This window comes from Pseudomonadota bacterium (genome assembly GCA_016711215.1).
In the GTDB taxonomy this organism is placed as follows: Bacteria; Myxococcota_A; Polyangia.
In genome coordinates this window covers 890760-903279 of sequence record JADJTL010000001.1, presented here as the reverse complement: position 1 = coordinate 903279, position 12520 = coordinate 890760, and the positions used below count along the sequence as shown (strand labels likewise).

The following is a 12520-nucleotide window of genomic DNA, read 5'->3' as shown; positions in this document are numbered from 1 at the left end:
GTCCTTTCCGCGCAACTCACCTGCTTAAACTCTGTTATTGCTAGCTTATTTTCCGCCGACTCGGGCCCAGCCTTGCCCTCGTCAAAGCGCCGACCGTGGCGTCCACCCCACGGTCGACGCAGGATCGAGCGCGAGTCAGGACCTGAGGTTCGGCCAAGCGCCAAGCAATTTCGAGAGGATGCGAGGATCTATCGAGTTGGCCCGGCGCTCGCATAACCTCAGCGCAGCGATGAAGACGCGAAGGCCTACACAAGACTCAGTGAATCACGGTGCCGACCAGGCGCCGAAACAAACCCAGCAACGACGACGGCAACACGGGGAGGGATCGACCATGATGCGCAAATTTTTGGTGGTAGCGGCTCTTAGCGCGATGGGCTTGCTCGTGACCCATAGCGCGGCCTACGCCCAGGCGCTCGGCGAGTGTACGGGCGGCGCCTGCGGCACCCCGGACACCTCCGGCGGCGGCGGTTGCGGCTGCGGCGGCGGGTCGATCCTGATCGCCAACACGGACTTCGGCGACACGTACCAATACGCCGACGACTACGACAATGACGGCCGCGAGGACGACGTCGACAACTGCCCGCAGGTCAGCAACGTCGATCAGACCGACAGCGATGGCGACGGCCACGGTGACGCCTGCGACCTCTGCAGCAACGCCGCCGACAAGGATCAGAAGGATACCGACGGCGACGGCCTCGGCGACGCCTGCGACGCCGACCTCGACAATGACGGCCTCGCCAACGGCGCCGACAACTGCGCCGCCGTCGCCAACCCGACCCAGGGTGACGCCGACAGCGACGGCCAGGGCAACGCCTGCGACGCCGACGACGACAACGACGGGCACCTCGACATCCTCGACAACTGCCCCCTCGTCGCCAACACCGACCAGGGCGCCGCGCTGCCCTCCGGCTGTGACGAGGACCTCGACCTCGACAACATCCCCGACAGCCGTGACCTCTGCCCCAGCGTCGCCAATGCTGATCAGAAGGACACCGACGGCGACGGGATCGGTGACGCCTGTGACAGCGACCTCGACGGCGACGGCATCGTCAACGGCCGCGACAACTGCCGCTCACTTTCCAACCCCGACCAGGCCGACGACGACCGCGACAACAAGGGCAACGGCTGTGACGAGCGCTTCCTGCTTCGTCGTCGACGGCGACGAGAAGAACTGCCTCGACCGCACCACCGCCTTCCAGGTCTACTCGCCCTCGATGAAGGTCAAGACCGGCGAGGACTTCCGCCTGCGCCTCTTCGCCAACCGTGAGAACACGGCCCTGCGCTACACCTGGACCGTCGTCGAGCGCCCCAGCGGCTCCACCGCCACCGTCAATAACCCCCGCGGCTCGGTCCGCCTCTCCAGCCCGCACGAGTACTTCTACCTCAAGAACAACGTCGCCACCTTCGCCGCCGACGAGCCCGGCACCTACAAGATCAAGGTCCAGGGCGAGCTCGTCTTCGCCGACCAGGTCAACCCCGACTTCCCCAGCGCCAACAGCTACGTCATGACCGTCACGGCGGATGGCGGGTCCACCGGCGGCTGCAGCGTCGGCGGCCACGGCAGCAGCGCCGGCCTCGGCCTCCTGCTCGCCCTCACCCTCCTCGGCCTCCGCCGCGCTCGCCGCGAGAGCTAAAGCAGCGAGTGTCCCTCGGCTCACCAGCCCACGCTCCGCAGCTTCCGGGCCCTGCGGGCCCGGAAGCCCTCGCTCAAGCCCGACCCCTGCGCTCGCTCCCGCGGCCCGGTCGCCCGCGCTCCGGCGCCACGGCCGAGCAACACGCAGCCGAGCAACACACGGCCGAGCAACACACGGCCGAGCAACACACGGCCGAGCAACGTCGGCAGCGCAGCGATTCTCGTCTATACTCACCGGGAGCCGAACAGCTCCCACTCAGCTCAGCCACCGCCTCGTCCCCCGGCCCGGCCTCCGCCCGGGCGCGGCGGCGCGGCGGTGAAGGTGAGCATGGAGAAGCGCGATGAACCTAGGACGCTGGGCCATGGGAGTCCTGCTGCTCTGTGGCGCCGCTTGTAGCGAGGCGGGGCTGCAACCCATTAGCCATCAGGTCGCCGACCTGGTGGATGACCGGCTCGATATCGAGGGGCGCGTCTGCACCTCGCCGCCCAACGAGCAGGTCTTCCCCGTCAAGATCATGTTCATCGTCGACAGCTCGGGGTCGATGCAGTTCACCGACCCCTCCGACGCCACGGCCTCGGGCTGCAGCACGCTCTGCCCGCAGCCCGCCCCCGATGGCTACGGCCTACCACCGGCGCAGTGCGCGACGCTCTGCGCCGGCGCCCAGAATCCCGGGCGGCAGGCCGCCGTGCAGCGGGTCGTCGACCGCTTCCGCAACAACCCGGCGGTGTCCTTCGCGATCATCCGCTTCAACGGCCGGATTACCGTCAATGGCTCGTCCACTGCCACGGGCGGCGGCTTCACCAACGACGCCTCCGTGCTGAACCAGGCGGCGGCCGGCCTCGGCCAGGCCGACATCACCACGGACTATCAGGGCGCGCTGAGCACGGCCTACCAGGTGCTCGAGAAGGACCTCGTCGAGACGGATCCCGTGGAGCGCGCGCGCACTAAGTACGTGCTGATCTTCCTCTCGGACGGCGCCCCCGACCCTGTCTGCCAGAAGGGCTGCGGCAACGACACGGTCAACGTCGGGATCATCGTCGATAGCTGGTGCGACGTGCCGCGCGAGGAGTGGTGCGACAACTTCAACGCCAACCCGGAGCTCTGCGCCAAGATGCGCGAGTGGTATCCGGCGATGACCGAGCAGTGCCAATCCTACAACTCCGGTGAGGATCTCGTGCGCAAGGTCAACGAGATCGTCGCCCTCGGCCAGCAGTACAACGCCGGCGAGCTGCGGCTGCATACCGCCTTCCTCTTCATCGACAGCCTCCCGCAGGCCGTGCTCGACATCTTCGCGATCGACAAGGCCAAGAGCGAGGAGCTGCTGAAGACGATGGCGATCGCCGGCGGCGGCTTCTACCGCAGCTTCAACGCCGGCCAGAAGATCGATTTCCTCGACATCAACTACTCGTCGGTCTCGCGGCCCTTCGGCATGACCAGCTTCATCGCCAGCAGCGACAACGCCCTCCCGGGGCTGACCTCGCTGCTCGTCGACACCGACGGCGATGGCGTGGACGACGGGCGCGAGTTCGAGGCCAAGACGAACGACCGCGAGCGCGACAGCGACGGCGACGGTTACAACGACAAGTTCGAGCTCGATCGCCTCAAGAGTGGCTTCGACCCCAACGACCCAGCCCTGCCGGTGCGTCGCTGCACGGCGAGCGAGCGCATCGACCGCGACGGCGATGGCCTACTGGACTGCGAAGAGGCGATCCTCGGCACCGATCCCAAGCTCGTCGACTCGGACCGCGACCGCATCCCGGACGGCGTCGAGTTCGCCTTCGGCACCGATCCAATCGTCGCCGACGCCAAGGACGACAGCGACTTCGACGGCAAGCGCAACGACGAGGAGATCAAGACCCATTCGTCGCCGACGCAGGCCGACCCCGAGATCCAGGCCAACTTCCGCTACATCTATGACCGCGAGGAGGAGGCCGAGCGGGTCGACCGACGGAGCTGCCTCGACTTCGCCGTGCGGCGCCTGCGCCTGGTCAGCACCGCACAGCGCGCGGCGGCCGGCACCATCGGCTACAACGAGGTCACGCTGCTCTTCGGAGAGGGCCCCGCCGACGACCCGCGCGACTTCGGCAGCTACAAGGGCGCTTGCGTGCGGGCGCAGTACGTGCGCCAGACCTGCACCGCCGACGACGGCAAGGAACAGGCCTGCGGCTTCAAGAGCCCAGCCACCGGCAAGGTCACGCTGACCGTCGACGACTTCTACGATCTTGGCGAGTTGACCACGCGCCGCGCCGCGGCGCAGCGCGACCGCAAGCTCGACCCCTGCGTTGGCGTGGAGCTGCCATGAGGCACGGCACGAGCTGCTGCGGCGGGCGGTCCCACGTGCTGCTGGCCGTCCTGACGCTGGGCGCGAGCCTAACCGTCGGCTGCACGGACGTCGCGCTCAACCTGATCACGGAGGCGCCGCCGCCGCCCTTCGACAACAAGCTGCGCCTGGCCGGGCATGTCTGCACCGCCGACCCCGCCGAGCTCGAGTTCCCGCTCAAGGTGCTCTTCATCATCGACACCTCGCAGAGCATGAACGTCAACGACCCGGGCCGCACCACGCCCGAACCGCGCTACGGCGAGACGACGGTCGTCGACCCCACGCAGGCCACGGGGCGCAGCCGCGCCGTGCGCCAGGTGATCACCCAGTTCATCAACCTCGGCGTGCGTTACTCGCCCTTCTACTGCAACACCGGCGAGCCGAGCTGCGGCAAGGGCAGCACGCTCTGCCCGGCCTGCACGGGCGCTGGGCCGGCGATGTGCGTTGGCCCCGACTGCTGCCCGATCGGCACCGACGCCAAGGAATGTGGCAGCCTGCGCCGCTGCCCGGCGCCGACCAGCACCAACGGCGTCTGCCTGCCGCTCTGCGACGTCGCCAAGGCCGGCTGCGGCCCCGGTGAGACCGCCTGCGCCGACTGCCCGACGCCAGGCACCGGCTGCGTCAACGGCGTCTGCGCCGCGCAGATCGACCCCGGCGTGGCCTTCGCGATCGAGCGCTTCGGCTCGGCCAAGCAGGTGGTCACGCGCCTGCCCAACGGCCAGCCGGGCTTCGCCGAGGATCCGCGCGAGCTGCTGACCGCTTTGCCGCAGATCAACAACGGCGGCTCCGTCACCGACTACGAGGGCGCGCTCTCGGAGGCCTTCCAGCTGCTCTCGCGCGACATGGCCGAGATGCGCCGCAACAACACGGGCGCGCTGAACCGCAGCCGCTATGTCGTGATCTTCCTCTCCGACGGGCAGCCCGATCCGCGGATCAACGACCGCGAGGATTGGGGCGACGTGCCGCCGGAGATCATCCGTGAGCTGCTCGGCGATCAGGCCCAGTACGCCGGCCGCTACCCGCAGTACAACGTCCCCACCGGCATTCTGCGGCGCGTCAACGACATCATGAGCCTCAAGGCGCTCTATCCGATCGGCGATCTCAAGCTGCACACCGCCTACCTCGCCAGCCAGACGACGACGGGCGTCTTTCAGGATCAGGCGATCGCGCTGCTGAAGCAGATGGCGGACGTCGGCCAGGGCACCTTCCGCAACTTCCTCAACGGCGAGGAGATCAACTTCCTCCACGTCGATTTCTCGACGCTGCGCCGCGTCTTCCGCCTCAAGAACCTGATCGCCAGCAACCTCAACGGCCGACCGACGGCGACGACGACGGTCACCGACAGCGACGGCGACGGCCTGGACGACGAGCTCGAGCGCACGATTGGCACCAAGGTCTATTCGGGCGACAGCGACGGCGATGGCTTCGGCGACGCGCTCGAGCACTTCTTTCGCTCCTCGGGGGCGGACGCACTCAACCCTGGCGACGCCGATTGCAACGCGGCCGCCAGCGATCTCGACGGCGATGGCGTGCCCGACGATTCCGACGGCGACGGGCTGCATGACTGCGAGGAGCGCTTTCTCGGCACGAGCCGCGATCTCTTCGACAGCGACGCCGACGGTATCCCGGATAACGTCGAGGTCCGCTTCGGCACCAATCCGGTGGCCGACGACACCCTCGACGACCTCGACTTCGATGGGATGCCCAACGGCGACGAGCTGCGCCTGCACAGCGATCCCCGCAGCGATGACGCCGCCCACCGCTCGCGGATCGGCTACCGCTACGACATCCAGCGCACGGGCACGGGCATCGAGCAAGAGCCGACGCGCTGCAGCGCGGATGCCGACTGTCCCCAGGGGCGCGACTGCGGCGATGGCTTCTGCCGCTGCAGCGCCGTGGGGGACTGCAGCTCGCTGACCGCCTGCAGCGCCGACGGGGAGTGCACCTTGCGCGGCGAGCGCTGTCAGAGCAGTCACTGCGTTGGCAGCCAGCGCTGCGAGACCCAGCGCGCGTTGGCCGGCGATCAACCGATCTGCACCTGGCAGCGCCACGTCACCTGCTATGACTGGACGGCCGAGAACATCACCCTCGTCGACCCACGCGGCGTCAGCCAGGACGGCTGGAATACCCTACAGATCGCCTTTGGCCAGGTCCCCTTCGACAACCCGAAGGACTATGGCGTCTTCAGCATCGCCTGCGTGCGCGCGCGCTACGACGCGCAGACAGGCGCCAAGCTGCCGCCAAACGGCCAGATTCGCGTACCGGAGTCGGCGTGGAAGGATCCGCGCCTCTTCGACGCGGCGAAGGACTGCGTCTGCCCCGCGCAGGATCTGGCGTGCCCCGCGCCCTAGCGTCGCCATCATTGCCCTCGCCACTCGGGGCGGCGCCGCGGTAGACGAGAGGCGTAGTTTCGGCTCGGCTCGCGCCCGCGCCGCCTCTGGGCTGGCGCGAGCGCGGAAATCACCAGCGCGCCGCGAGCGTCGCGCTGCACGAGGACCTGATGATCAAGCGTGCATCGTATGGGCTCGGCCTGGCAGCGCTGCTGGCGCTAACGCTTCAGTTCGCCACCGCAATGGTCGGCTGCAGCGAAAATAACGGCGGTGGTGGCGGCGGCGACGACGGTGGTGGTGGCCAGGGATCGTGCCCGGATGGCGTCGATCGCATGATCAACCTCGACACCGCCCATACGCTGGCGGAGGGCGACGAGACCGTCAACTACATCTGCCCGCGGCTGGACAATGACTACTACCGGATCGAGGTTCCAGCCGGTAAGCAGCTGCTGCGCGTCAAGCTCCAGCTCTCCGCGCCGGTCTCGCCGATCAACCTGACCTACCTCGTGCTGAAAGACGCCAACACGGTGGTCGCCCGCGCCCCCGAGGGCCAGAACAACGCCTTCAACGCGCTGCACTGTCTCGCGCCCGGCAGCTACTACCTGCAGGTGCTCGACCAGGGCAATGACGCCCGGGACGAGAAGAACAGCTACAGGCTCAGCTACAGCACGGAGGCCGACCCCGACAGCCAGGAGCCCAACGACGACGAGGCCAAGGCCACGACGGTCGGCGCGAGCAACAGCGGTCGGATCTCCTGCACGGGGGACCGGGACTTCTACAAGGTCAACGTGGCCGCCGACCAGCTCCTCGACGTCGCGCTGACGACGGCGGCGCCGACGCCCGTCGACTACAAGCATACGGTCTACCGCCTCGAGGGCGGCCGGTTGGTCGAGGTCGCCAGCGACAGCAACCCCGACGGCTCGCGGGCCCCCACCGACCTGAGCACGATCTACGCGGTGCCCAGCGCCGGGACCTACTACGTCGCCGTCGAGGACGCCGAGAGCAACGACAGCGACGTGGCCACGCCCTATACGCTGCGCGTCGCCGCGCGCCCAGAGCCCGATGCCAACGATCGCGGCACGCGCAACGACCATCCAGGTGGTCAGGGCCTCGGCACGGCGCGGACGATCGGCAGCTTCACCGGTCAGGCCTGCACGGCGCCGCTGGAGCTGAGCGTGCAGGGTCGACTGGCCTCGCTCGCGGACGTCGACTACTACCGCATCGACGCCCCCGCCAACCTCAGCGTCGCCAACCCTGCCGTGATGGAGGTCAAGCTCGCCTTCGATCGCGCCACCGTCGTCGATAGCAGCCTGGCGCTGCTCTTCGCCCACGAGGCGACGTCTTGCAGTAAGGACGAATGCTGTCGCGTGCTCGCCGAGCCTGCGGCGCGCTCCTGTGCCGACGCGCTCGACTGCACCGACAGCAGCTTCAGCTGCATTCCGAAGACGGAGGTCTTCTGCAACGACACGCTCTGTCAGGCCGCGCCGACGGCCACCTGCGCCACCGAGAAGCGCTGCGCGGGCGCCGTGCTCTGCGTGCCGGGGGCGCATTGCGCCGCGCAGCAGTTCGCGCGTCGGGCCGACAACGGCGCGACCGTGCTGACGGCGCAGCCGATGTTCCATCCGGGGCCCTGGTATCTGCGCGTCGCCGACTTCCTCGGCGACGAGTGGGACTACGACGCCACCTACACGCTGACGGTCAAGGTCTGCATGGATCCGGACGGCGCGACCGACAACGGCTATTACCCGCGCCTGATCACCTCCGCCAGCGAGGAGCCCCAGCTCGACGGCACGGAGCTCGACGCGGGGAAGGTCGGCCGGCTCTTCGCCTCCGGGTCGCGGGACCGCGCCAAGGCCAAGGGCGACCTCGTCGGCACCGGGGCCTGGGTCGAGGGCAGCATCGCTTACGAGCACGACGAGGATAGCTACACCTTCGACAACCCCTGCAAGGGCGCGACCTGTATGCTCGGCGCTGACTACGAGACAGTCGGAACTTGTCCGGCGGGCGGCGCGTCGGGCAACGGGCTGCAGTTTAACTTCGTCATCAGCACCGGCGAAGGCGGGGGCGACTTCCAGCTCGCCGCGGGCACGCCCGGCCAGCAGCACTTCAGTCACCTCGCCGGGGCCGGCTGCCGGGTGCTGCTGCGACCGCCCGGCGGCGGCGCCTCCGGCAGCGCGGACACCCTGCGGCTCTACGTCTCCGATCTGCTGCACAATAGCTGGTCCTGGAGCTGCCGCTACCGCGTGAGGCTCGTCAAGATCGGGGCTGACGGCTGCCCAGTGCCGCCCTGCGCCACTCAGGTCACCAGCGGCGTCTGTTACGCGCCCTGAGCGCGGGGGCCGTCAATCAGGGAGGGATCCATGCGTTTCGTCTCCACCGCTGAACCGCGTTCAATCGCGCTGCTGGTCATGCTCGCCCTGCTGGGCTGCAGCGACAGCGGCGACCCGCTCCGGCGTGATGCCCGACTGCGCAGCGACGGCGGCACCGCCGACGGCGGCCCACCGGCCGGCGCGACCCTCAGCTTCGTCTCGCGCCTGGTGATCGACGCCGACAATGCAGGGATTCAGGGCGCGCTCGCCGCGCATGGCACTGAGCTCGGCCTGGCCTACTTCCGCAAGGTCCCAGTCGAGAATGAGCCCACGGTGAGCTGCCCGCCCTCGGCGCTCGGCTCGGGCTTCGTCGACCGCCAGCGTCCCGCGCAGGACGTGATGTATGCGCGCTTCGATGGCACGAGCTGGCAGCCCGCCGTCAAGGTCGACCAGACGATCGGACCGACCCACGGGCTCTCGCTGGTCTTCGACCATCAGGGGCGACCGAATGTCGGCTATCTCGGCGGCGCGCCGAGCCAGCGCGGCTGCGACAGCTCGGACGCCGTCGCCTCGCAGTCCGCCGACCAGGGCGCGACCTGGAGCAAACGCACCTTCTCCGCCGCGGGCTCCACAGGCGATACCGTGGGGCATTGGACCACGCTCGCCGTCGACTGCGCCGGAGAGGTCCACGCGACCTATCGCGACGTCCACTTCGGCTACTACGAGCAGGACGGCAACGCCCGCGCCGAATGGCGCTACGACGGCGGCGAAGACGTCGGCGGCCTCGACCTGAATAGCCAAGGCTATGGCGATGGGATGTACGCCACGATGCTCTTCACGCCAGCGCCCGACTGCCGTGCCGTCGCGCTGGCCGCTAACCTGGTGGCGCAATCCCCGGCGCGTCACGGCCTGCGGATCGCCGTGCGCGAGAGCAGCGGCTGGACGGAACCGCGCTTGCTCGTAGCCGGGGGCATCGAGGAGCGGCCCAGCCTGGCGAGCGACGGCCGGGGGCGCTACGCGATCGCCTACTTCGATTCGCGCGACAAGTCGCTGCGCTACATCGAGTCGAGCGACCTCGAGGGCTGGAGCAGCCCCGAGCTGGTCGACCTCAGCACGACGCAGCACGGGCTCTACTCGTCGCTCGCCTTCGACGCCGCCGGCAACCCCGCCATCAGCTACTACCGCTGCTCCCGCGCCGGCGCGACGCAGTGTGAACCGGATAACGACGCCGTGATGCTAGCCTATCGGCTCGGCGGCGAGTGGCGCACCTGGGTCGTCGACGACGGCGGCGAGCAGCTCTGCGGCCGCTACACCTCGCTGGCCTTCGCGCCGAACAACGAGCCGATGGTGGCCTACGAATGCGTCGGTCTCCGCAACGAGGGCAACGCGTTTCTCAGCGGCGCCAAGGTGGCGCATGGAGTCTGGAAGTGAAGCGAAGCTGGAACATCGTCGCCACGCTGCTGCTCGCTGCCGGCGCGCTCGCCTGCGGCAGCGAGGGCGAGCTGAGCGGCACCTTCGTCAACGAGTACCAGCTCTCCTACGATCGTGTCGTGATTCAGCGCCAGGAGAGCGGCGGCCAGCCGACGGCGATGGTCGTCGAGTACCTGCGCACGATCCCTCGCTCGGATCCGGCGCAGTTCGAGAAGCCGATCAAGGTGGTGGTGCCCTTTCCGCTCGAGGCCGGGGTCAGCGTCGACCTCGTGGCGCAGGAGGGCACCGTCGAGCATATCGTGATCTCGGGCGCAGCCTTTCCGCAGGTGGAGCGCGGCAGCATCGTCTTCGATACGCTAGGCAACCCGGGCCAACACGCGGCCGGTGAGTTCTTCGCGATCTTCGCCGGTGGGGGCACCCTCAACGGCACGTTTTCGGGCACGGTCGAGCGCGCGGCGTTCTAGCGGCGAGCCTGCGCGGCATGACCCTCGAACACGCCATCCGCGAGCTGCTCCGCGCTGCCGGTCTTGACCCGCAGAGCGCCGAGCTGCTCGACACGCCGCGCGCGGTCAGCGAGCTCTGGCGCCGCGACCTGCTGGCGGGCTATCAGGCCGATCCGGCGACGATCCTCGCTGAGACGCTGCCGGCAGTCGCCGGCGCCGACGCCGTCTTCGCCTTCGACCTGTCCTGTCACGGCCTCTGTCCGCACCACCTCGTGCCCTTCTTCGGCCGCGCGCATGTGGTCTACCTGCCGGGCGATCGGCTGGCCGGGCTGGGACGGCTGGGGCAACTCGTGGCCTGCCACACCCAGCGCCTGACCCTGCAGGAGCAGGCCACCGCGGCCATCGCCAAGGACCTCGTCGAGCACCTCGGGGCGCGCGGCGCGGGCTGCGTGCTGGAAACGACGCAACTCTGCCTCAGCCTCCCCGACGACCGCCACCGCCACAGCCAGGTGGTGACGACGGCCTTCCTCGGGGCGCTGGAACCACGCAGCGACCTGCGCGAGCGCCTGCTCCGAGGGGCCCCCCTGCCGGGGCCTCAGGCCCCCTCGCGGCCCTGAGGCCTCGGCACGGCCGCAGCGCCTGCTCCAGCGCCTGCTCCAGCGTGCGGGCTGAGCGTGCCCTCGGGGTAGTCATGCCCCATGCGCGCGCTCTTGGTGCGAAGGTAGTCGCTGTTTTCGGCGTGCACGCCAGCGACGTGCGGCAGGCGCTGCTGCACGTCGATCCCGGCGCTCTGCAGACCCCGCGCCTTTTCCGGGTTGTTGCTCATCAAAAGGACAGAGGCAACGCCGAGCTCGCGGAGCATCTCGGCAGCCACGCCGTAGCTCCGCAGGTCGCCGGCGAAGCCCAGCGCCAGGTTGGCCTCGACGGTGTCGGCGCCCTGGTCCTGCAGCGCATAGGCGCGAATCTTGTTGAGCAGCCCGATCCCGCGCCCCTCCTGGCGCAGGTAGATCAGCACGCCCCTGCCGGCGGCGGCGATGCGCTCGAGCGCCAGGTCGAGTTGCGCCCCACAATCGCAGCGGCGCGAGTGAAAGACCTCGCCGGTCAGGCATTCGAGTGGATGCGACAGACCACGCCCTCACCACGAACGTCGCCCTGCAGCACGGCGAGGTGCTCCAAGCCGCTGCGGTCGCGAAAGCCGAGGAACCAGAACTCGCCAAAGTCGGTGCGGATCTGCGCCTCGCCCTCGCGCACGAGGCGCGGCGCAGCAGCCGTGACCCGGGTGATCGATGAGTTCAGGGCAGCCACGCACGCTCCTCCGGTCACGGGGGGGATTATATTCATCTGCGCCCTTGGCGCTACGCCCGCCGGCGCCTCGACGCAGGCGCGAGCGCCTTTTCTGGGTCACTGGGTTGGGCCACGTTGCGCCGCCGCGCAGAGGGCGTCAAACTGCGCCACAGCATCCGGCGCGCTGCCGACGACCGGAGGCGACAGACCTTCGCGGTCAAACAAAATGGGAGCCTGAGCGATGCCGCTGCTACCGATTGTTCGCTACCCCGATCCGCGCCTGAAGCAAGTCTGTCGCCCGGTCGAGCGCCACGAGCTTCCGGGCCTGCGTCAGCTGGTCAGCGACATGGCCGAGACGATGTTCGCTGCGCATGGCGCGGGGCTAGCGGCGATCCAGATCGGCGAGCCGCTGCGCCTCTTCATCGTCGACGCGGAGGTCGCCGGACAGGCCGCGACGGCTGCCCCCCTCGCCTTCATCAATCCGGAGATCGAGCCGCTCGGCGGCGCCAAGGAGCTCTGCGACGAGGGCTGCCTCTCCTTCCCCGGCATCTACGTCCCGATCGAGCGCGCCTTGCGCTGCCGGGCCAAGGCCCTCGACCTCGAGGGCCAACCCTTCGAGGTCGAGGGGGAGGCGCTCTTCGCGCGGGCGATGCAGCACGAGAACGATCACCTCAATGGGCGGCTGCTCGCCGACTATGTCGGCCGTCTCAAGCGCAAGATGATCCAGCGGCGGCTCGAGCGCGGGGATAGCGAGGAGGACTGAGGGCGG

9 protein-coding genes and 1 pseudogene are annotated in these 12520 nt (G+C 69.0%); 9 read left to right on the top strand and 1 reads right to left on the bottom strand.

The features are described from left to right. The first annotated feature begins 331 nt into the window (after nucleotides 1-331). The 8 genes from IPL40_03540 to IPL40_03505 all read left to right on the top strand — a co-directional run bounded on the left by IPL40_03540 (nucleotide 332) and on the right by IPL40_03505 (nucleotide 11084). On the top strand, nucleotides 332-1267 hold the full coding sequence (locus tag IPL40_03540; protein MBK8480240.1) for a thrombospondin type 3 repeat-containing protein: 936 nt from the start codon (nucleotides 332-334) through the stop codon (nucleotides 1265-1267). Beyond that, nucleotides 1215-1634: a hypothetical protein gene (locus tag IPL40_03535; GenBank protein MBK8480239.1), complete on the top strand. Its 420-nt coding sequence runs from the start codon at nucleotides 1215-1217 to the stop codon at nucleotides 1632-1634. Before IPL40_03540 ends, IPL40_03535 begins: the two co-directional genes overlap by 53 nt. Before the next feature lie 340 nt (nucleotides 1635-1974). Then, entirely contained in the window at nucleotides 1975-3936 is a 1962-nt protein-coding gene (locus IPL40_03530) for a VWA domain-containing protein (protein MBK8480238.1), read from the top strand. Continuing rightward, the gene (locus tag IPL40_03525; GenBank protein ID MBK8480237.1) at nucleotides 3933-6305 is read left to right on the top strand and encodes a VWA domain-containing protein; all 2373 of its coding nucleotides are present in this window, start codon (nucleotides 3933-3935) and stop codon (nucleotides 6303-6305) included. Before IPL40_03530 ends, IPL40_03525 begins: the two co-directional genes overlap by 4 nt. 149 nt (nucleotides 6306-6454) lie before the next feature. Further along, nucleotides 6455-8614 carry a PPC domain-containing protein gene (locus IPL40_03520; protein MBK8480236.1) on the top strand — a complete coding sequence of 720 codons (2160 nt, stop codon included), beginning with the start codon at nucleotides 6455-6457 and terminating at the stop codon, nucleotides 8612-8614. A 30-nt stretch (nucleotides 8615-8644) separates the two neighbouring features. Next, a complete protein-coding gene (locus IPL40_03515; protein MBK8480235.1) occupies nucleotides 8645-10024 on the top strand; it encodes a hypothetical protein in 1380 nt (459 codons plus the stop codon). Further along, nucleotides 10021-10488: a hypothetical protein gene (locus IPL40_03510; GenBank protein MBK8480234.1), complete on the top strand. Its 468-nt coding sequence runs from the start codon at nucleotides 10021-10023 to the stop codon at nucleotides 10486-10488. The genes IPL40_03515 and IPL40_03510 overlap by 4 nt, the downstream gene beginning before the upstream one ends. 17 nt (nucleotides 10489-10505) lie before the next feature. Then, nucleotides 10506-11084, top strand: a complete 579-nt coding sequence (locus tag IPL40_03505; protein MBK8480233.1) for a GTP cyclohydrolase I — start codon at nucleotides 10506-10508, stop codon at nucleotides 11082-11084. On the opposite strand, the pseudogene ribA reads toward IPL40_03505, so the two are convergent. After that, nucleotides 11063-11808 (bottom strand): annotated as a pseudogene (gene ribA, locus IPL40_03500) (GTP cyclohydrolase II). The gene IPL40_03505 and the pseudogene ribA sit on opposite strands and share 22 nt — an antisense overlap. 184 nt (nucleotides 11809-11992) lie before the next feature. Here ribA and def point away from each other — a divergent pair. Continuing rightward, nucleotides 11993-12514: a peptide deformylase gene (gene def, locus IPL40_03495; protein MBK8480232.1), complete on the top strand. Its 522-nt coding sequence runs from the start codon at nucleotides 11993-11995 to the stop codon at nucleotides 12512-12514. Nucleotides 12515-12520 lie beyond the last annotated feature (6 nt).